18 protein-coding genes are annotated in these 21,569 nt (G+C 46.7%); 11 read left to right on the top strand and 7 right to left on the bottom strand.

The window, feature by feature from the left end:
- Positions 1-163: 163 nt before the first annotated feature.
- Positions 164-760 carry a 5'-deoxynucleotidase gene (yfbR, locus tag AC0YNT_RS14810; protein WP_475805285.1) on the bottom strand — a complete coding sequence of 199 codons (597 nt, stop codon included), beginning with the start codon at positions 758-760 and terminating at the stop codon, positions 164-166.
- Positions 761-1,156: 396 nt separating this feature from the next.
- On the opposite strand from yfbR, the gene AC0YNT_RS14805 reads away from it, so the two are divergent.
- From AC0YNT_RS14805 to AC0YNT_RS14780, 6 genes are all read left to right on the top strand, one after another.
- Complete coding sequence (locus AC0YNT_RS14805; RefSeq protein ID WP_475805284.1) at positions 1,157-1,858, top strand: Na-translocating system protein MpsC family protein; 702 nt, start codon at positions 1,157-1,159, stop codon at positions 1,856-1,858.
- A 124-nt stretch (positions 1,859-1,982) separates the two neighbouring features.
- Positions 1,983-2,678, top strand: a complete 696-nt coding sequence (locus tag AC0YNT_RS14800; protein WP_475805283.1) for a Na-translocating system protein MpsC family protein — start codon at positions 1,983-1,985, stop codon at positions 2,676-2,678.
- 111 nt (positions 2,679-2,789) lie between these two features.
- A complete protein-coding gene (locus AC0YNT_RS14795; RefSeq protein WP_475805282.1) occupies positions 2,790-4,196 on the top strand; it encodes an ATP-binding protein in 1,407 nt (468 codons plus the stop codon).
- A gap of 67 nt (positions 4,197-4,263) precedes the next feature.
- Positions 4,264-5,226, top strand: a complete 963-nt coding sequence (locus AC0YNT_RS14790; RefSeq protein WP_475805281.1) for a bile acid:sodium symporter family protein — start codon at positions 4,264-4,266, stop codon at positions 5,224-5,226.
- A gap of 43 nt (positions 5,227-5,269) precedes the next feature.
- On the top strand, positions 5,270-7,045 hold the full coding sequence (pnpS, locus tag AC0YNT_RS14785) for a two-component system histidine kinase PnpS (protein ID WP_475805280.1): 1,776 nt from the start codon (positions 5,270-5,272) through the stop codon (positions 7,043-7,045).
- Between the two features lie 93 nt (positions 7,046-7,138).
- Complete coding sequence (locus AC0YNT_RS14780; protein WP_167279646.1) at positions 7,139-7,858, top strand: response regulator transcription factor; 720 nt, start codon at positions 7,139-7,141, stop codon at positions 7,856-7,858.
- Between the two features lie 23 nt (positions 7,859-7,881).
- On the opposite strand, the gene AC0YNT_RS14775 is transcribed toward AC0YNT_RS14780, so the two are convergent.
- Positions 7,882-8,748 carry a helix-turn-helix domain-containing protein gene (locus tag AC0YNT_RS14775; RefSeq protein ID WP_475805279.1) on the bottom strand — a complete coding sequence of 289 codons (867 nt, stop codon included), beginning with the start codon at positions 8,746-8,748 and terminating at the stop codon, positions 7,882-7,884.
- A gap of 152 nt (positions 8,749-8,900) precedes the next feature.
- On the opposite strand from AC0YNT_RS14775, the gene AC0YNT_RS14770 reads away from it, so the two are divergent.
- A complete protein-coding gene (locus tag AC0YNT_RS14770) occupies positions 8,901-9,875 on the top strand; it encodes a 2-hydroxyacid dehydrogenase (protein WP_475805278.1) in 975 nt (324 codons plus the stop codon).
- Positions 9,876-9,918: 43 nt separating this feature from the next.
- Here AC0YNT_RS14770 and AC0YNT_RS14765 read toward each other — a convergent pair whose 3' ends face one another.
- A complete protein-coding gene (locus tag AC0YNT_RS14765; RefSeq protein ID WP_475805277.1) occupies positions 9,919-10,467 on the bottom strand; it encodes a pyridoxamine 5'-phosphate oxidase family protein in 549 nt (182 codons plus the stop codon).
- 116 nt (positions 10,468-10,583) lie between these two features.
- Here AC0YNT_RS14765 and pdxR point away from each other — a divergent pair, with 116 nt between their 5' ends.
- The 3 genes from pdxR to AC0YNT_RS14750 all read left to right on the top strand — a co-directional run bounded on the left by pdxR (position 10,584) and on the right by AC0YNT_RS14750 (position 14,167).
- Positions 10,584-12,005 carry a MocR-like pyridoxine biosynthesis transcription factor PdxR gene (gene pdxR / locus AC0YNT_RS14760; RefSeq protein ID WP_475805276.1) on the top strand — a complete coding sequence of 474 codons (1,422 nt, stop codon included), beginning with the start codon at positions 10,584-10,586 and terminating at the stop codon, positions 12,003-12,005.
- A 40-nt stretch (positions 12,006-12,045) separates the two neighbouring features.
- On the top strand, positions 12,046-12,402 hold the full coding sequence (locus tag AC0YNT_RS14755; RefSeq protein WP_208420456.1) for a nucleotide excision repair endonuclease: 357 nt from the start codon (positions 12,046-12,048) through the stop codon (positions 12,400-12,402).
- Positions 12,403-12,562: 160 nt separating this feature from the next.
- On the top strand, positions 12,563-14,167 hold the full coding sequence (locus AC0YNT_RS14750; protein ID WP_475805275.1) for a glycoside hydrolase family 9 protein: 1,605 nt from the start codon (positions 12,563-12,565) through the stop codon (positions 14,165-14,167).
- Positions 14,168-14,452: 285 nt separating this feature from the next.
- On the opposite strand, the gene AC0YNT_RS14745 is transcribed toward AC0YNT_RS14750, so the two are convergent.
- The 4 genes from AC0YNT_RS14745 to AC0YNT_RS14730 form a co-directional block, all read right to left on the bottom strand.
- Positions 14,453-15,328 carry an N-acetyltransferase family protein gene (locus AC0YNT_RS14745; protein ID WP_475805274.1) on the bottom strand — a complete coding sequence of 292 codons (876 nt, stop codon included), beginning with the start codon at positions 15,326-15,328 and terminating at the stop codon, positions 14,453-14,455.
- Positions 15,329-15,340: 12 nt separating this feature from the next.
- The gene (locus AC0YNT_RS14740) at positions 15,341-17,035 is read right to left on the bottom strand and encodes a M3 family oligoendopeptidase (protein WP_475805273.1); all 1,695 of its coding nucleotides are present in this window, start codon (positions 17,033-17,035) and stop codon (positions 15,341-15,343) included.
- Positions 17,036-17,210: 175 nt separating this feature from the next.
- On the bottom strand, positions 17,211-18,392 hold the full coding sequence (locus AC0YNT_RS14735; protein ID WP_475805272.1) for a M20 family metallopeptidase: 1,182 nt from the start codon (positions 18,390-18,392) through the stop codon (positions 17,211-17,213).
- A 91-nt stretch (positions 18,393-18,483) separates the two neighbouring features.
- Positions 18,484-19,311: an AraC family transcriptional regulator gene (locus AC0YNT_RS14730; RefSeq protein WP_475805271.1), complete on the bottom strand. Its 828-nt coding sequence runs from the start codon at positions 19,309-19,311 to the stop codon at positions 18,484-18,486.
- A gap of 126 nt (positions 19,312-19,437) precedes the next feature.
- On the opposite strand from AC0YNT_RS14730, the gene AC0YNT_RS14725 reads away from it, so the two are divergent.
- Complete coding sequence (locus tag AC0YNT_RS14725) at positions 19,438-21,513, top strand: beta-galactosidase (RefSeq protein ID WP_475805270.1); 2,076 nt, start codon at positions 19,438-19,440, stop codon at positions 21,511-21,513.
- Positions 21,514-21,569 lie beyond the last annotated feature (56 nt).

Here is a 21,569-nt window from a genome sequence, read left to right as displayed (position 1 = left end):
ATGATATATCCATACAAAAATGGTATTCGGTAAATCAAACCGTTATCCTGCAAAAGAGGTAAAGGACCGGCAACTCAAATGAGTTAACCGATCCTTTGTTTTTACAAATAACTATGATGTCCACTTAATCTTTGATCCCGAATAATCCCGGAAAATCGTCCACTTACGACAACTCATCCAGCGTCATCCCAAGACTTGGCGCCATATTAGCAAGGAACCAATCAGTTTCCGGCAGGCCAAGATCTTCGAGGGAAGCTTGGATCTGTCCTTTGGCGACGAGAAATTCGCGGTTGCCGGTGGACACCTCGGTTAAGCATTTTAAATAAGCATCCAGCAGGTCAGCGGCTTTCACAATCTTATGGAGCTGCTGCTCCTCTTTGGAAAGCGTCCCGTCTGGTTTTCCGAGCAGGGGGGCGTAGGCAGACTGAAGCTGCTCAGGCACCATGCCAAGCATTCGCTCTGCGGCCATTGCTTCAATCTCACGGAAGCTCGCTAGCATTTTCGGATTATGATGCTTAACGGGAGTTGGGATATCACCGGTGAATACTTCCGTAGCATCGTGAAATAAAGCTATCGTAACCGCACGATCAGCGTTGTAGCTGCGGCCAAAGAAGCTGTTGCCAATCTCGCACAGCATGTGGGCGAGCAGCGAAACATGGAAGGAATGCTCCGCTACGGTCTCCTTGGTCGTGTTGCGCATCAAGCTCCAGCGTTCAATATATTTCAAACGGTACATATAAGCGAAAAAATGACTTTCCATTCGATCCGAAGCTCCTCTCCATTACGTATCTTTCCATTTGCTTATTTTACTATATCCTACCATATACGGGCTATACCACGGTTCGTTAGAGTAGGGATCAGATCATGGGTGAGGCAGCACAGATCGTAAACGGTCAGCAGTAGGATAAAGGTCCTGTAAATTAATTCTTGTTTAAATGTATAAAAATTATTAGAATGATGAAAGGGTGAAGGAAATAAAGCTTTTGCCTTATACTAAGATGCTTCTGACTAACGACTAATTCGGCATTAATGAACCAGAGATGGAGCTGGACATAAGCCTAAATAAGAGTTGTTCACAACAACTTTTATTTAGGCTATTTTTATTTCTATTTTCTACTTAATTATTAAATAATTGCAGCTACTGAGGATGGGATTTTTGGACAAGAATGAAAAACAAACTCAAAACGACATTGCGAGTCATATTGGAAGATTACTGCGTGAATCTTTTGGAAAAGGACCGCAATCGATTTATGTGAATATCAGCCGCCCGTTTATTGTGATTTATCTTAGGAACTTCTTATCGCCAACAGAGAAGATCCTTCTTCAGCAAGATCAGGTCGATTCCGTTCGACATACAAGAGACTTGGTGATGAAGTCGTTAATACCGGAGATAAAAGCCTATTTGCTGCATGATGCGCAAATGAACATTCGGGAATTTTACTATGACTGGGGATTCGATAACTATTCTGGCATCCTTGTTGGAATGGAATCAGACCGGCATTCCTTACTTTATAGTCCACAAGAGTGGTATGCCGGGAAAGAGGAACTGCACGTTGAAATGGAGAAGATCAGTCAGCAAATTCAAAAGAAACCGGAAGAAATTCGCTCCTATCTGATTAATGAAAGGACACTTCTGGTTGTCAGAACGGGGATATTGATTAGCCTTGGCAAGGAATTAATCCGGCTAGGGTTTGAAGAAAGCTTGAAGCTGGCGGAACGCAATCTAGAGAGAAGCCATCAATTTAATAACAATCAATTTCAGAAAATATTTCAATCGCAAATATCGGATATTTTTATCGACTGGGATTTTCATCTGGATAAAAGCGTCACCGTGTTTATTCTAAATCCAAGTAAATAGGAAATGGATATAAATTTCCCATCCGTGCATAATAAGTTTCGATTGTTTTATTCCAACTAAATAATTACAATAAATTTGGGGCGAAAGAAATAAAGCTTTTGCCTGAACCTAAGGATGAATGATCTTGGATAAACAGGCTGCTCAATCCGAAATAGCGAGCTATGTTGGCCGATTGTTAAGAGAGTCGTTTGGGAAAGGTCCTCAATCGATTTTTGTCAGCATTAATCGCCCGTTTGTAGTCCTTTATTTAAGAAACTTCTTATCACCAACAGAGAAGATTCTTCTTGATCAAGGTCAAATCTACACCATTCAGTCGACTAGGGACTTATTAATGAAGTCATTAATCCCTGAAATCAAAGCTTATCTGCTCGTGCTTGCAGGTATGAATATTCAGGAATTTTATTATGATTGGGGACTTCATAATCAGTCGGGGGTTATGGTAGGAATTGAAGCTCCCGAAGAATATGGACAGTCCCGCCTGGAATCCGAGTATACAGGGAAAGAGCAGCTTGAATTAGAGGTTAATACAATCAGTCAACAGGTTGAGAAATGGCCGGGCGAATTGTATTCTTGTTTGATTAATGAAAGAACCCTGCTCGTTATTCGGCTTGGAATTCTGATTAGCATTGAGAAAGAGCTGATTCGAATTGGTCATGAAGAAAGCTTAAGGCTCGCTAAACGTAATCTTGAAAAGAGTCATCTGCATAATAATGGCCGTTTCCAGGAGTTTCTGAATGCAAAGGTAATTGATCTGTTTGTCGACTGGGATTTTCATCTGGATAAAAGTGTGATTGTATTCATCTTACATCCAGGTCAATAAGTTGGCGGCAATGAACCAGAGAGATCGCTGGGCATAAGCCTAAGTAAAAGCTGTGAATGCAGCTCTTATTTAGGCTTTCTTTATGGTTACTTCGCGAAATGAGGGAGATATATGGTCCATTATTATGAACAGAATGAGATTCTCGATCGAATCACGGATGCCGTCTTTGCACTTAATGACTCCTGGGAATTTACATATATGAATGAAGAGGCTTCAAGATTATTCTCGCGCAGGCCTGAAGAAGTTATAGGCAAATGTATATGGGATGAATTTTCGAAAGAGGCTTTTTCCATTTTCTATGAACATTATTATAAAGCGATGCAGGAACAAACTCGGATTGAATTTGAAGCGTATTGTCCTCCTATTGCCATTTGGTTAGAAGTAAAAGTCTTTCCCTCTGCCAGCGGGCTATCGATTTACTTAATAGACATTACACAAAAGAAAGGTTTGTCTTTACTGAAGGAGCAGCACTATGAATCCCTTTATAAATATAACCCTGATGCTGTTTTTGCTTTTGATCTGGAAGGGAATTATTTAAGCGTTAACCCGGCCATGGAGCATCTCTTAGGTTATGGTGCGGATGAGTTCTTAACCATGTCGTATACTCCACTTATACCAGCGGAGGAGCTGGATAAGACAAAGAGCCATTTTCTACAAGCTGCCAAAGGCGTTACGCAGCATTATGAAACGAAGGCGTACCACAAGAACGGAGCAATTATCGATGTTAAGGTAACCAACATGCCGATTATCGTAAACGATGAAGCCGTGGGGGTATTTGGAGTTGCCCAAAATATAACACAGTCCAATCAAAATAAAGTGTTGCTGCTGCAAGCGGAGAAGCTGAGCGCAGTTGGCCAGCTTGCGGCATCTATCGCTCATGAAATAAGGAACCCGCTTACCTCCCTGAAAGGGTTTGTCCATCTTATAGAGCAGGCCGTATCCGGAGTCAGCAAGCATTACTTTGAGATCATGAAGGATGAGCTGAGACGAATTGAACAGATAACGAGTGAATTGCTGTATTTAGCCAAGCCGCAGGCTCAGGAGTTTAAAAGGGAGCAGATCAGCCAAATCATACAGAATGTTATAGTGCTTATGGGCTCACAAGCTTTAATGCACAATGTAGAAATTAGAACTTATCATCTGGAGGACCTGCCTTCCGTACGTTGCGTCCGGGCACAATTGAAGCAGGTGTTTATTAATCTTATCAAAAATGCGATCGAAGCAATGCCAGATGGCGGGCAAATTGATATTATCGCCTCTAGGCCAAACGCGGACGTTATTCAGATACAAGTTATGGATACCGGATATGGGATTCCTCAAGAACTCATTTCTAAAATCGGCTCTCCTTTTTATACAACCAAAGAAACAGGGACAGGGCTTGGCATGATGGCTACTCAACAAATCATTCATTCTCATGGGGGTACGTTGGAAATAAACAGCCGCGAAGGCCAAGGGACAACTATTCATATTACATTACCGGCAGATTTCTGCCATCCTGACGATGCGCTTACTCCATAAATAAGATATGATAGGGGGTAATTGACCATAATTAGTAAATGAGGGATGGCTTACGAGAGAATTTGGATTGAAATTCAACCAAAATTTCGAGCGGTGGATGTTTCTAATTATCCCGGGATCTCTTGTCCTGGGTTTTCTTTTTGCTGATCAGCTTCAGTCGATGGTTGACGCTGTTCCCTATTTGTTTGCCTACGTTACATTGACGATGGCGATTGGCTGCGGCATTCGTCAATTGGGCGAAGCGGTACGAAAGCCTGGCGTGCTGTTATGGACACTAGTTCTGGCGCATTTGATCTCGCCATTAATTGCTTATGGGATAGGCAGCCTTATCTTCGGCGCAGCTTCCCCTTATGTTGTTGGACTTGTTTTGTTTACGATCATTCCGCTTGGGGTATCGACTGTATTGTGGGTAGGGATGTCGGGTGGCAGCGTGCCGCTTATGTTGGCAATGGTTGTACTCGATTCTGCGTTAAGTCCATTTGTTGTACCGTTTGGCATTCATCTCTTCTTTAATACTTCCGTTGATATTGCGATTGGGCCGATTATGTTCGACTTGTTCGTCATTGTTGTACTTCCGACCATATGTGGAGTTGTTCTGTATGAGTTAAGCAAAGGACGTATTCAAGACCGGGTCAAGCCAGTGGCGGCGCCAATCTCCAAGCTCTGTTTCGTAGCCGTGGTTGCCCTGAATGCCTCAGCAATTGCACCATATGTCGATCAATTGAAAAGGGATATGGTGAAGCTTGTTCCTCTTGTTATTGTACTGGTAGGTGCCTGCTATGCAATCGGGTACTTCGGAACAGCGAGACACAGCCGCAAGGATGTCCAAGTCACTGTCTCTTATGCAACGGGAATGCGCAACATTTCGCTTGGTATCGTGCTTGCACTTGGCTACTTCAGCCCTCTGGCGGCTGTACCGGTCGTCCTGTCGATCCTTGTACAGCAGCCACTTGCGACAGTGCATCATTTTGTTTTACAAAAACTTAACAAAAACAAGACTAGCGATGCGTCGCATGCGCATGTACGATAAAACGAGTGACTAAGATAGGCAAGGGGAGATGAACGATTTGGCCATGAACAGCTTTCGCAATAGGCTTACTTTTACAATGATCATTATACTTGCGCTGTCCGTTACAGCTGCAGGTCTCTTCATGGCGAAGACGTTTAAAGATAATCATATTAACGCGCTGGAAGATAATATGGTTCGTGAGATGCATATCATATTGGCCAAGACGGAATGGAAGCAGGGGGATAAAGCTTCGTTATTTCCGTACTTTACGAAAGAAGCAGAAAGCCTTCGAGACTTTACAGGTTCGAGGGTAACCTTTATTGCCGGTGATGGCACGGTGCTCGGTGATTCAGACCATGCTCCGGATACAATGGACAATCACAGCAACCGGATTGAGGTGCAGGAGGCGCACAAAAAAGGGGTAGGACGAGCTGTTCGGTCCAGTGCTACTCTGAAGGAAGATTTATTGTATGTAGCGATACCGACGAATGCATCCGATCCGAACTCGAATGTCATCCGTCTTGCGATGAGCTTGAAGGAAGTGGATCAGAGCATCTATAAGCTGTGGACGGTGCTTATTATTGGGCTCTTTATTCTGTTTATCCTTGCTGCAATTGTCAGCTACCGTATTGCCTTAAGCTTGACCCGCCCGCTGGAGCAAATTACGAAGGTGGCGCAGCGAATCAAGCAGCTTGATTATAAAGCAAGGGTGAAGATTGAGAAGCAGGATGAGGTGGGCGAGCTTGGTCATGCGATTAACGCCATGGCGGAGAGCCTCGAAGTTCAAATGACCCGAATCCGGCAAAATGAAAGCCAGCTGGAAAGCGTCCTCGATAACATGATCAATGGAGTTATGATGATTGATCCTAGCGGACGTATTCTGCTTATGAGCCGCCGTGCGGAAGAAATTTTAGGTTTTTCGGCACGTGAGCTGGTTGGCCGCAATTATGCGGAGGCGAAGCAGCAATATGAGCTGTCTCAGTTAATTCAAGAGGCGCTTAGTAGCCGCGAGCATATTCGTGAAGAGATTACGTTCTACTTCCCGGAAGAACGCCTGCTAGAGCTTAACCTCGTTCCGATCCATGGAGAAAATAATGAATTCAGCGGTCTGCTGCTTGTTCTTCAGGACGTCACTGCGATCCGTAGACTCGAGAGAATGCGCAGTGAGTTTGTCGCAAATGTCTCGCATGAGCTGAAAACACCAATTGCGGCTGTCAAAGGTTTTGCCGAGACACTGCTTAGTGGAGCTGTAAACGATGAAGAGACAGCGCGTTCCTTCCTGCAGATTATATTTGATGAGAGTGACCGTTTGAACCGACTTATTGGCGATATTCTGGCCCTTTCCAAGATTGAATCCAAACGGGTGCCGATGTATTTCTCGCCAGTGGAGCTGGATTCCTTCATGATGAAGACAATCACGATGCTGGAGACAGAGGCAGCTCGGAAATCGATCATTCTGGATCTGCAGATCGAGCCAGGACTTTATGTCGAAGCAGACGAGGACCGTTTACGACAAATTATGATGAATGTTGTAGCAAATGGTATAAACTATACACCAGAGGGTGGCAAAGTCTCGGTTCATATTGCGAGCATCGATGAGGATCATATCCGAATTAAGATCAGCGACACGGGTATTGGCATTCCGAAAAAAGATTTACCGCGTATTTTTGAACGATTCTACCGGGTGGATAAAGCAAGGTCACGCAGTTCAGGCGGCACCGGCTTAGGCTTGTCTATTGTGAAGCATTTGGTTGAGCTGCATAAAGGAACAATATCGGTAACGAGTGAGGTTGGCCTTGGTTCGACCTTCATTATCGAGCTGCCAGTTCTTCAGCAATAATCTGCCTAACTTAAAAATTTACCCATTCTTCATGAAATCGTGATAAAATAAGGTAGAAAAATTGTGTCTAGGCTGGACAGGCTGGAGGTTATCATGTCGCATAAAGTATTGGTTATTGAAGATGAACCGACATTAGCTCGGCTTTTGTCGTATAATCTGACGCAAGAAGGTTATGCAACGACTGTTATTGATCATGGGGCAACGGGGCTGCAGACAGCTTTACAACGCACCTTCGATTTGATTATTTTAGACATCATGCTTCCAGGCTTAAATGGATTTGAAATATTAACACGTCTCCGTCAGAACGGCGTGAAGACGCCAATTATTATATTGACGGCACGTAATGCAGAGGAAGAAGTCGTTCAAGGGCTGAAGCATGGCGCTGATGACTATATTACGAAGCCGTTTGGTGTGGCCGAGCTGCTCGCACGTGTATCAGCGGTACTACGCCGGACTCAGTCGGATGATGTGGTGCCAATCGAAACATCGGAGAAGGTCATCACAGCTGGAGATTTGTCGATTTATCCAGAGAAATACGAAGTGATTCTGAATGGTGAGACTGTTCCGCTTCGTCCGAAGGAATTCGAAGTACTGCTATACTTGGTGCAGCGTCCGGGAATGGTTATTACACGCGATGACTTGATGAATGTTGTTTGGGGCTTTGATTACATCGGGGGACAACGTACGGTAGACGTTCATGTCAGCTCGCTTCGTAAAAAGCTTGAATTAGGCCAGACGGTTCAGATCGAATCGATTCGTGGTGTTGGTTATAAACTTGTAATGTCGAAAAAACTCGTCACACCCAAGGGATAAGGGGGACGAGTTTTTTGTTTGTTCTATTGCCGGTTCCAATCGAGCATTTTACGCTGGAACTGCTTTGGCGAGCAGTCATTATATTTTTTGAACATTTTATAGAAATGGGCCATATTTGGCATTCCGATTCGTTCGCCAACCTCGGTAATACTGAGATCCTTTGTCAGCAGTATGCGCTCTGCCCATTTGATTTTCCGGTAATTAACGAATTCAGTGAAGGACATGCCAATCGTCTTCTTGAAAAACTTCACGAAGTAGTAGTAGCTCATATTGGCGATTTTGCATACTTCCTCAACTTGAATGCGGTCAGTCAGCCGATTCTCCACATAGTCGAGTACAGGCTTGAGACGGACACGGTCGAAGTCATCCTGTTCCGCAAGTGCCTTTCGATGATCGTTGCGCAGCAGTGCAAGCAGAATCTGCTTGATCAAGACGCTAACGGCAAGCTCATAACCGGTTTCTTTGCGTTCTGCCTCATGATGCAGCTGACGGATGAAGTCACCAATCTGCTTCTTCACAGCGCTGTTCTCTTGGAAAATATAATTAGCCTGGCTGAGCGGATTCTCCGTCTCGGAGAAATATCTCATATAGGCAATTGTGCTCTGATCAAAAAATGGCTCGAGCTCAAATTGCAAAACGATGTAATCCAGATGCCCGGCGCTTCGGTCGCGATGCAGCTGAGAGGCTCCGATTATAATAACGTCGCCTGCTTCAAGATGATAACTTTCTTCTTCCACATCAACTTCAAGCTTGCCCTTCATAATATATAGCAGCTCAAGCTGCCGGTGATAATGCCAGTTAGTCAGGTCGTCATCCTTTCGAATCGGCTGCCAGACCCGCAAGGATAACAAAGGGTTCTCATAGACAACTTTCTCGTTAAACGGTTCCACCCTTGCTAGTCCCACCTTACGCTGTAGTTTGATTCTGCACGAGTCTAAGTCATATGCAGCCTACTTTATTGTAGTGGGCTTCTGACTTAAAGGCAACCATTCGCCTTGGGACATGTGTATAATAGAAATAGAATTCGAGGGGAGATGATGGCATGCGGCCAAAAGTATACATATCAGCGAAAGTTTCCGATCAGGTAAAAGATTACCTCGATCAATATTGCGATTGCGAAATGTGGCAGGATCAGGAGAAGGCGATTACTGGCCAGCAGCTCGCCGAGAAAATCGGTGATGTAGAAGGGCTGCTTGCTGCCGGCAACGCAATCAGTGAGCGACTGCTCAGCGCAGCTCCAAAGTTAAGAGCGGTCAGCAATATATCCGTTGGATATAACCATAATGATCTTGAAGCGATGAAGAAGCGTAATATTATTGGTACTCATACACCTTATGTTCTTGATGATACGGTAGCTGATCTTGCATTGGCGCTTATGCTGGCAGCTGCAAGAAGGGTTACCGAGCTTCATAATCTGGTGCGTACCGGGGGCTGGCAGCGAGGCATCGGGGAGCAGTTGTTTGGCATGGATGTACATCATGCAAAGCTGGGTATTATCGGGATGGGCCGGATTGGCGAGAAAATAGCGAAGCGTGCGAAGTTTGGCTTTGATATGGAAGTTTCCTACTATAACCGCAGCCGTAAGGTGGAGGTTGAGGAGCAGCTTGGCGTTAACTACCTACCGCTGAATGATCTGCTTGAACAGTCGGACTTTATCGTGCTGATGACGCCGCTTACGCCAGAGACGAAGCATCTCATTGGTGCGGAGCAATTTAACCGCATGAAACGGAGCGCGATCTTCATTAACGTATCACGTGGTGAGACGGTTGATGAAGCGGCGTTAATTGAAGCTCTTAGCAGCAAGCGAATTTTTGGTGCTGGGCTGGATGTTTACGAAAAGGAACCAGTCAGCGCGGACAATCCGCTGCTCAAGCTGGATAATGTCGTGACACTGCCTCATATAGGCTCGGCAACAAAGAAAACAAGGGACGATATGGCAATGGTAGCCGCCCGCAACCTGGTGGATGCGTTGTACGGTAGAGAGCCGCAGTACGTCATTCCGGAATTGAAAAAATAACAGTTAGGCGCCTCTGCATGCTGCGGAGGCGCCTTTTTATTATTTAGTTCAGATCATTGCGGATAGTCCTTCCTACATGAAACATTTTCGCCTCATTCACTTCGCTTTCTTTCGCTGTGATGGAGCTTGAGACCAGCTTGAAAACAGACGTCTTGCTTCCCATGGAGGAGACGTATCTCTCCAGATGGCTCTTGGCTAGCGGACGGTCGAAATAGCCGGGAACATATTTGTTCAGCATCTCCTGCATAGCGGCAGTTGCTTCATGCCAATCCGATACTTTGATAACAGTGCCATAGATGATTGCACTCATATAAGCCGTATCGACATGAGCGGGAGTTGGATCGGAGATCGTACCGTATTCTTCACTAACTGTGAAACAGGCTTCGGGGTTTTCAGCAATCATATCGATCTTCCTGCCTTCAGACGCGCCGTGGAAATAAACGGCTTCATCCATCCATACGTAGTTAAGAGGAACGACGTATGGCACATTGCCCGAGGCGAGGCCAAGAAATCCGGTGCGCGCTTGCTCCAGGAATTGTTGGATTTTGTGAGGATCGGTACAGGCTCTTTTTTGTAATCGAATAGGAAACATCTTGACCACTCACTTTCTGGAAAAAGTTAATTATGCTATCATTGTAGTGGTCAACTGTCCTTATCAAAAGGTACAGTTTTGTTGAAAATGATAGGTACAGAGGTTGGTGGCAGTCAATGATCAGTTTAACACCTGATTTAGATAGACAAAGTGATGTTCCGCTGTATCAGCAGCTTTTTTCCTATCTGAAGGGACAGATGGAAGCAGGAATATTGAAAGAGAATGAGCGCCTGCCATCAATTCGGCAGTTGTCTGTTTATTTATCCGTCAGTAAGAATACGGTGGAAACCGCCTATCAGCAGCTGCTTGCGGAGGGTTATATCCAAAGTAAGCTGCGAAGCGGGTTATATGTCATGGCACTGGAAAAGCTGGAGTTAGAGGGAAGTGGAGCAAAAACCGGGACAACGTTGGGTTCGGAAAAGACGCAGGAGATTCCAAAGTCGAGCCTTCCTGCTATTAACTTTGAATACGGGGATGTGGAACTCGCGCATTTTCCGGTACGGCAGTGGAAGAAATGTATGGTAGAGGCTCTGGAGGAATGTACAGTTGAGGTGTATGGGTATGGAGACCGGCAGGGACACGCAGGACTTCGAACTGAAATCGCCCATTATTTGTACCAAGCACGTGGTGTTGTTTGCTCACCTGATCAGATTTTCCTCAGTGCGGGTACGCAGACGATGATTAGCATGCTATGCCAGCTGTTACCGTTACCAAAGAAGGTAGCGATGGAGGAGCCTGGTTATAATGGAGTTAGAACGGTGTTCCGTAATCATGGACGTCAGATTATTCCTGTTCCCTTAGACAGTGATGGACTATCTGTTGAACTGTTGAAGCAAGGTGGAGCTAACACGGTATATGTTACCCCGTCTCATCAATTCCCTGTTGGCATTATTATGCCGGTCCAGAACCGGGTCAGACTTCTGCAATGGGCTTATGAGCACGATGGTTATATTATTGAGGATGATTTCGACAGTGAGCTTCGCTATCAGGGACAGCCGATTCCTGCTCTGAAGGCGATGGATACGGGAGACAAGGTCATTTATTTGGGGACATTTTCGAAGTCCTTTCTACCAGGTGTACGCCTTAGTTATATGGTGCTTCCGGAGCTGCTGGCGAAGGATTATCGCAGTAAGCTTCAAACGTACAGCCAATCTGTCTCACCACTTATACAGGCAGCTGTGTATCGTTTTATGAAGGAGGGATATTTCGAAAGTCATATCCGTAAGATGAGAAAGCTGTATCAAGCACGGCATAAAACCTTGCTTCGGGTGATTCAGGAGCAATTGGGCAGCCGGGTTGGCGTTATTGGACAAAAATCAGGCATGCACCTCCTGCTGGATGTGTACAACCGGTCAAGTGATGAATTAATTGAACAAGCTTATCAGCAGGGAGTTATTGTATATACGCCTAGGCTGAATTGGCTGAATCCGGAGGAATGTCCCCCTTCCTATATCATGCTTGGCTTTGGGGGCCTTAGCGAAGAGAAGATCCGGGAAGGAATTATCCTGTTAAGTAAAGCTTGGTTCTCTGAGATGTGATACAATACTACAAACAGACAAGGAAAGAGAAGTGAATTTTTTGATTACCATTACGATTCCGGAACCGGACGTTACGATTTACAAACAAACCAATCCCGAGCTGAGCCATATTTACAACTTTACGGATTTCCATCTCATTACGCGGGAAAAGGGCGGCTTCTTTATATTCTACAACTTCAAGGGCGATGTGCTGTTTGTTGGCAAAGCCAGAAAGCTTAGACCTCGTATCAAGAAGCATTTTGAAGATAGCGTATCTCCAATGAAGAATTACCGTGATGAAGTGACCAAGATTGAGATCTATGTCAATGAAGATCCTGTTGAGCGGGAGATTTATGAGACGTTTCTGATCAATGAGTTTAAAGCGAAGTATAATGTGGACAAGGTACTCTTCCGTTAAAATGAAGATGGTATGTCAAAGGCTGCTCAGCGATGAGCGCCTTTTTTTGTGGAAACTGTAGATTGCACAGCATGTCCTTTAGTTTCGATAGTTCCATATATAATCGGATGCGATATAATGTAGCGGCTTGATCTATTCTCGGCAAGGAGAGGGGCTTACTATGATGGAAATTGCAATTAACCAGCTTGGTTACCGGAATAAGGATACGAAGACAGCTGTATTTGCGGGAGAAAGCGAAGGCTTCAAACTGATTAATCAGGAAAATGGCGAAGTAGTCTGGGAAGGTGAGACTTTGATCTCACTAGATGATGCTGCGAGCGGGATGACGGTCAGCAAGTTGGATTTTTCTGAGTGGCAGCAGCCGGGTACATATTATGTGAAGGTGAATAATGGATTACAGTCAGAACCTTTCCTAATCGGGGAAGAGGTTTATGAAGAAGCTCATCAAGCATTATTGAAAGCGTATTATTATTTCCGCTGCGGAATGGATTTAGAAGAGCAGTATGCTGGAGAATGGAAGCATGGAAAATGCCATCTGACGCCTGCGATTGTCTATGGTGATGAAACCAGAAGAGTGGACGCATGGGGCGGATGGCATGATGCCGGGGATTACGGCAAGTATGTAGGTCCAGGTGCTAAGGCGGTGGCTGATTTGCTGCTCGCGTATGAATGTTATCCGAAGGCCTTCGTACGAATGGTGCCGCTGCCCGAAACGGACGGCGTCATGCCAGATGTGCTGCATGAATGCCGTTATGAACTGGATTGGATGCTGCGAATGCAGGATAGCAAGTCCGGTGGTGTTTTCCATAAGTTGACGACATTACGGTTCCCATCAGCAGATACGATGCCAGAGGATGATACTGAAGAATTATATGTTTCTCCGATCTCGGCAACAGCGACGGGTTGTTTTGCTGGTATTATGGCGATGGCCGCACGGGTGTATGACCGCTTTGATGCAGCTTTTGCCTCCAATTGTCTGACCGCAGCGGAAGCAGCATGGGAGTGGCTGACTCTTCATCCGGAGTACCCAGGCTTTAGAAATCCATCTTCCATTGTGACGGGGGAATATGGAGATAAGCTGGATACGGATGAACGTTATTGGGCTGCAGCAGAGCTGTACCGTACAACTGGGGAAGCTCGTTATCATGAAGCGTTCCAGCAGCTAGCGGAGTTTTCTTTTGACAAGTATGAGCTTGGCTGGGCTAATATGGGCGGTTATGGAACCATCTCGTATCTGATGTCGGAGCGTGAGAGAGAAGCGGGGTTAGCGGAACAGTTACAGGCGGGCTTGCTGGAGGGAGCAGGAAAGCTGGCTGCCGTATGCAGACAGGACGGCTTTGGTATATCGCTCTTGCCGGAGCAGTACATATGGGGCAGCAATATGGTGCTGCTTAATCAAGCGATGCTGCTGCTTCTAGCCGATCGATTGGCAGGCACAACGTCATATGAACGTCTTGTGCAGGACCATATTCATTATTTGTTTGGGATGAATGCGGTTGGCATGAGTTATGTGACTGGCTTTGGGAGCAAGCCAATTCGTCATCCACATCACCGTCCATCAGAAGGTGATGGAGTGGAGGAACCGGTACCCGGACTTGTCTCAGGCGGACCTAATGTTGGCGTGCAGGATGAATACGCCCGCGAGCATTTGACAGACAGAGCTCCAGCTGCAGCATTCGCCGATGTGATGGAAAGCTACTCGACGAACGAAGTGACGATTTATTGGAATTCGCCAGCTGTGTTTGTGCTGTCTCATTTTGTATAGGTCGTGTTCGCGAATCTATCTACAAGGAGTAGAGCTTACAGATCATGCGTGCCTATGTTGGAGTTTATCCAGTATATTTCTGTCTAAGGCTCAATCTCATAGAAAAGCATCTGATTTTACTGTATGTTATCCAACATGGATTACCAATTTGTCTAATATGCCGAATTATATTGGATGAAATACAATTTGCTGAGTAGAACAAAATAAAGGAGTCATCCCATCGTCAATATAATGACTATTGGGAGGGCTCCTTTGTTTTTTATACCGTTGAACGGCATTAACTTGTTAATTTATTTTACGAACCATCAGCACCTGTTCCATGTTAGTCACTAAGCCCATTTCGCTGAGCAGCTCAACGAGAACGGTATTTGATGCCCTGATATTAAAGGCTGATCGGCGGCAGTTGTCGCCGGGCTGCCAAACCTCCTGCAGAGCTGCTCGTATGACACCTGCGGAGTCCTTACGGTCTGGCGCAATCTCAAGCCGGTACAAGATAATTCCCGTTAAGCTGCCTTCGGGGCTGAATGTTCGCCTGAATAAGGCATAGCCTGCAGCATCCTCACCGTCAAAGATAGCTACACTTTCGCCGTCTCTCAAGCTGGGAATACCAGCTTGCCAGACTTCGCCTTCGTTATAGAAGGGAAGTCTAGCAGCTTCTGCTGCCATGCCAAGTGCCACCTGATAAGAATGTTCATAGCTGTCGTCCATATCCGGAATCGGCTGCTCTGTAGACATAATAAGCAGGCGGTCAATCTGCGAATAACCTACACTTTCATATAGCCGAATGGCATATTCATTATGGGCAATCGCTTCTAGTTTCGCCTGCTGTACGCCTTGTTCCTCATACAATTGCAAATTCCGCTGCATCATCACTTTGCCGATTCCTTTGCCACGAAACGCAGGCTTGATCGCCGTTCCGCCATTCCAGGCCAGCTTTCTTCCGTCAATCTCGCGGAAGCCATTCATGACTAGTCCTGCTGCCTCACCATCGACATAGCAGGCAAGGGAATGCTGGAGTGCCAGCCCTTCATTCGCCACACGGCCTATAAAACGATCAAGTGGAAGAGCAGCGGGGACAAAGTAATCTTCAAAGGACTGGTTCCACAGCTCTGACACTTCTCCGATAGGAAGCTCGCTGAGAGGCCGAAACGTGATATTCATACGTCTTCCTCCTTACAGCGCTTGGTCATCTACGCTTTCCAGCCAGCTGTCGATGCTGCCGATAACAGAAGTTACGCAGCCATCCTCGAATGGCGAGATGAGGCCGGCCACCTTAACCAACTCGGTGAAGGATAGGCTTCCGCCCTGGCGGCACAGGTGCAGGTAATCTGCCCAAGCGGCGGAACGGTCTTCCTGCATTCTTTTCCAGAATTGAAACGCACAGATTTGCGCTAAAGTGTAGTCGATATAGTAGAACGGACTGCCGAAAATATGGCCCTGGCGCTGCCAATAAGCACCTTGTTCCAGGTACGTATTCTCTTCATAGTTCCGGTGAGGAAGGTATTTCTTCTCGATCTCTCGCCATGCAGCCTTGCGTTCAGCTGGAGTAGCATCCGGATTCTCGTAGACGAAATGCTGGTACTCATCCACCGTTACGCCGTAAGGGAGGAAGAGCAGAGCGCTCGCCAAATGCTGGAACCGGTATTTATCTACATCTTCCTTGAAGAACAGGTCCATCCACGGCCATGTGAAGAACTCCATACTCATCGAATGGATCTCACAAGCCTCGTAAGTAGGGAAGGCATACTCCGGCACCGCGAAGCTTCTGCTCTCATACACTTGGAACGCATGACCGGCTTCGTGCGTCAAGACGTCAATATCTCCGGAAGTGCCGTTAAAGTTGGAGAAAATAAACGGTGCACCGAATTCGCTGATATAGGTGCAATAGCCGCCGCCTTGCTTGCCTTTCTTAGCAACCAGGTCCATCAGGCCGTTATCCTGCATAAATGTGAAGAACTGATCCGTCTCGGAGGACAGCTCGGCATACATCTTCGCCCCGTTCTGAACGATCCAGTCCGGGTCGCCCTTCGGCTTCGCATTCCCCGTCAGGAAGGCGAGATTCTCATCATAGTAATACAGCTGATCGACGCCAATCCGTTCGCGCTGACGTTCTTTCAGCTTTGTTGCAACGGGAACGATATGCTCAAGCACCTGATTACGGAAGTTTGCAACCATCTCCGCTGTATAGTCGGTACGGTTCATGCGGGCATAACCAAGCTCGACAAAGTTCGTGAAGCCAAGCTTTTTCGCAATTCTTGTACGAACCTTTACAAGCTCATCATAAATACGGTCGAATTGTTCTTCGTTCTCAGCCATAAAGCCGGAAGACGCAACGGATGCGCGCTTGCGGACCGAACGGTCAGTTGATTGCTGGAAAGGCGATAATTGAGAAAGCGTCCGTTCTTCGCCGTCGAACATAATTTTGGCAGAAGCAATCAGCTTCGAATATTCGGTGGACAGCTTGTTCTCCTGCTGGAGATCCTCGATAATCTCAGGGCTGAATGTTTTCAACGACAGCTCAGCCAGCTGGAACAGCTGACGCCCCCATTTACTCTCTAGCTCCGCACGAAATGCCGAACCAACCAGCGCCCGGTAGTAATCCGTTATGTATTCCTGAACAACAGGTCCATTCTCATCAAAGAAATCCTGCTCAGCTTTATAAAATTCATCATTCGTATCGATCGAGTGACGGATGTAGGCAATTTGCTGCATCGTATCGAACTCGCTCCGAAGCTTGTTCATGCCCGACATAGCAGCATCCTGCTCTTCATAATTAGCTGCTGAGCTGAATACGGCAAGAAGCTCCTTGAATTGTTTCTCGAAAGCTGCTACATCTGGACGTTCATAACGATACTCATTAAATTTCACTTGGTACACCTGCCCTCTCTGGAAATAAATTAGGAATGGGATCTTATGCCATCGCCTTGTCAGTCTATTCGTTAGCTGTTGCTGCTAATCCTGCTTCTACCGAAAGGAAAGAGGCTCCCTTCACCAATGTTAAGTGGAAGAGCAGCCTCTTGTGAACGTATGTTCAACTCAGTTGTTATTTCTGTTGCAGAAGCTCGAATTCCTCCCGAATTCGGGCGAGCAATGCTGGGTCCGCAAATACATCATAGGCAGTAGCGGCGAGTGTCTTGGCAGCGAATATCATCCGCTCGAGTGCACGCTCTGTCATTGCAGCATCACGGAACTCCACGGTATGAAGGAGGAAACGCTCCTCGACGATTTTGACATAAGGATGAATGGCCGGGCAACGGACGGAGACATTGCCAAGATCCAGCGAACCATGATCCTTGCCCGTCTCGATTTCTTCCGGCTGAACGCCTAATTCAAACAGATTAGCGGTAAAACATTCCGATAACGCTTCGTTTGTAACCAGTTCGTCATAGGAGAATTCATAATTGTTCATCTCGAGCCTGCAACCGGTCTGCAAGGCAGCACCTTCTGCGCAGCGACGTACTTTCTCTGCAAGTTCATTGGTATACGTGCGGGATGCGGATCGAACGTAAAATTGGGCGGAAGCGTAGTCCGGAATAACGTTTGGCGCTCTGCCACCATCATTAATAATGCCGTGAATCCGAGCATCGCTGCGGGTCTGCTGGCGCAGGGCATTAACGCTGTTGAACAATTGAAGAATCGCATCCAGCGCATTAACACCTTCATAAGGGCTCGCTGCGGCATGGGCAGGCTTGCCGAAGTATTCGAATTGAATAGCGTCCAAAGCAAGCGATTCGCCGGATTTCTCGAACGTATAGTAAGGATGAGCCATAAGGGCAAAGTCGCAGTCATCGAATAAGCCAGCTTCGGACATCGGTACCTTGGCACCTTTTGTCTCTTCAGCAGGAGTACCATATACGCGGATCGTTCCGCCGAATTGCTCCAGTACTGCCTTTAATCCAACCGCCGCCGCAATACCCATCGTACAGATCAGATGATGGCCGCAGGCATGGCCAATCTCTGGCAAAGCATCATATTCACATAGAAAAGCGACCGTTGGTCCTGGCTTCCCGGACGAATAAGTTCCGATAAACGCAGTAGGGATGCCAAGCGTACCCCGCTCGACAGAGAAGCCCTGTCTCTCAAGCTCGGCACACAGCATATCGGCTGACTTGAATTCATGATGGCCAAGCTCGGGATTTGCCCCGATTGTACGGGAGATTTGTTTGAATGTATCTGCATGAGAATCAATCACATCAAATACGAGTTGTTTGTTGCTGCTTGTCATGGACAAGCCTCCTTCTATCAAGCATTATCCCCAACATTATACCCCAAATAGAGCGCCATTGCCCGCATGAAGGAGGTGATGGAGGGTCTGTTCAGTGAATCCCGTGCATCTTCTTGAACTGCTCAGGACTCATGTTTTCCAGCTTCTTGAAGACGGAGCTGAAGTAACTTGCACTCTCAAAGCCAACCATGGATGCAATCTCATGCATCTTGTATTCTCTGCCTAGAAACATCAGCTCTTTGCTGCGGTTAATCCGTTCCCGGTTCACATACTCCATTGGCCGCATCCCCATCGATTGCTTGAACAACCGGCACAAATACTGCGGAGTGACATCTATGCGTGAAGATAACTCTTGGATGGACATCATGCTGTCAATATGCTCTTCAATATACCGGATGACGGGGTTCAGCTTCGTATAATATTGCTGAGCGGACTGCGTACTGACTTGAATTACCTTCATCAGGTCGAGCAGGAATAAATACACAAGCTTCGAGCACTCGATACCGAGAAAAGGAAGCCCGGATTGCGCCATAGCCAAAATGCCCCGCAGATGGGCTACTATCATCTCACTGTCGGTAACGGAATAGAGGCCTGGCTCCTTAATGCCGGCTAAAGCAAGCATCTCCTTGGACATACTGCCGCCAAAGCTGATGAAATAGATGTCCCAAGGCTCGCGGATTGTAGAATAGCGATGAGGGACGCCAGGGAATAAGCAGAAGCCTTGGCCTGCTTTTACCGTATATCGTTCCTCTCCAATCCATAATTCGCCTTCGCCGCCTGTTACTTGCAGCCATTGATAGTGCGGGAAGCCTTGCGGCCGGTCAATCGTTTCCTGATTGTCCCAATGGCCGATAATATCTGTATATAGAGGGAGTTTCCGGTCGGCATCTGCCAAAGTCGGAAATACCAATTTATCCATAATGGAACCACTTCCAGTTTCATATTTTATAAGTAAGGTGAATATAATGTGATTTTATTGGATCTTAATGCGTATTACAATATTAATATAGTAATAGACAAATTCTTCGTTCGGAGGCAAATATCCATGACTTTGAAGTTCCCGCCAATTAGCCCAAAATTCCCGCAAATGCTCCATGGAGCGGATTATAACCCTGACCAATGGCTTGATTACCCTCATATCCTTGAGGAAGATATCCGATTAATGAAGCTGTCGAGCAGCAATGTGATGTCCGTAGGCATCTTTGCATGGGCGGCATTAGAGCCTGAAGAGGGCGTATATACATTTGAATGGATGGACCAGCTGCTTGATCGTTTTGCAGCGAATGGCATCTATGCTCTGCTGGCAACACCAAGTGGTGCAAGACCAGCTTGGATGTCGCAGAAATATCCGGAGGTTCTTCGTGTTGAGGAGAACGGTATTCGTAACCTGCATGGCGCACGCCATAACCATTGCTTCACGTCCCCTGTATACCGCGCGAAGGTGCAGGAGATGAACCGGAAGCTGGCTGAGCGTTATTCGGATCATCCGGCTGTTATCGGCTGGCACATCTCCAATGAATTTGGCGGAGAATGTCACTGCGACTATTGTACAGAAGCATTCCAACAATGGCTCGAGAAACGTTATGGCACTATCGAAGCGTTGAATAATGCTTGGTGGACGTCCTTCTGGGCACACAAATATACAAACTTCGGTCAAATCGATACGCCAACTTACCGCGGGGAGAAAGCTGTTCATGGCATGAACCTCGACTGGAAACGGTTCGTAACCGACCAGACGGTAGACTTCTGCCGTCATGAAATGGAGCCGCTGCGTGAGATTAATCCGGAGCTGCCGATTACAACCAATTTCATGTTGGACTTTGAACCGCTGAACTACTGGAAATTCGCTGATCTTCTCGATATGATCTCGTGGGATGCTTATCCGACTTGGCATGATGCGAAGGATCAAAGCGAGCTTGCCTCATGGATCGGTTTCAACCATGACGTATTCCGTTCGCTCAAAGGCGGTAAGCCGTTTATGTTGATGGAAAGCACGCCAAGCATGACGAACTGGCAGCCTGTCAGCAAGCTGAAGAAGCCAGGCATGCACCTCCTTGCCTCGATGCAGGCTGTTGCTCATGGCTCGGATACGGTTCAATATTTCCAATGGCGCAAAAGCCGCGGCTCCAGCGAGAAGCTGCATGGTGCTGTAGTCGACCATGTTGGTCATGAGAATACGCGTGTATTCAAGGATGTTACGGATGTTGGCCAAGCACTTGAACAATTGCAAGAAGTAGTAGGAACATCGGTGAAGCCGCAAGTGGCCATCATCAATGACTGGGAGAACCGCTGGGCGGTGAAAGATTCGCAGGGCCCTCGTAACGGAGGCATTCATTATGAAGAAACGATGAAACGCCACTATCGTCCGTTCTGGGAAATGGGGGTACCTGTCGATATTATCGATTCCGAGTGCTCGTTTGACTCCTACAAACTGCTTGTAGCTCCTATGCTGTACATGGTACGTCCAGGCGTTGGCGAGCGGATTGAGAAATTCGTGCAGGAAGGCGGCACTTTTGTTGCTACTTACTGGTCGGGTATCGTAGATGAAAGCGATCTTTGCTTCCTGGAAGGCTTCCCTGGACCACTCCGCAAGACGCTTGGTATCTGGTCGGAGGAGATCGATTCGCTTCATGACGGTGAAAAGAACAGTGTCGTGATGTCCGAAGGCAATAAGCTGGGCCTGCAAGGCGAGTACGAAGCTTATGAGCTATGCGATCTGATCCACCTGGAAGGCGCTGAAGCGCTCGCTGTATATGGCGATGACTTCTATGCCGGTCGTCCTGCCTTAACGTTAAATCAGATTGGGGAAGGCAAAGCATATTATGTAGCTTCCCGCAACACTGAGTCGTTCCAAACCGATTTCTTTAAGAAGCTGGTTGAACAAGAAGGACTGAAGCGGGTAGTTGAAACAGAGCTTCCGCAAGGTGTTACTGCTCAATTGCGTTCTGACGGTGTGAGCGACTATGTATTCGTAATGAACTTCAGCGAATCGGTGCAGCAAGTGAAGCTTGATGAGAAGGAGTACGAAGACGTCCTTGCCGGTGGAAAAGTGGCGAATGAGCTTGAGCTGCCGCTGCATGATGTGCGTATTCTGAAAAGAAAAGCAAGCTTCCATCAATAAGCTATCTGTTCTATATAATAAACTGCAAGCAAAGCGCATGATGCGTTCTGCATGCA

The organism is Paenibacillus sp. J22R56, assembly GCF_056269375.1.
This window is presented reverse-complemented; position numbering and strand designations above follow the sequence as displayed.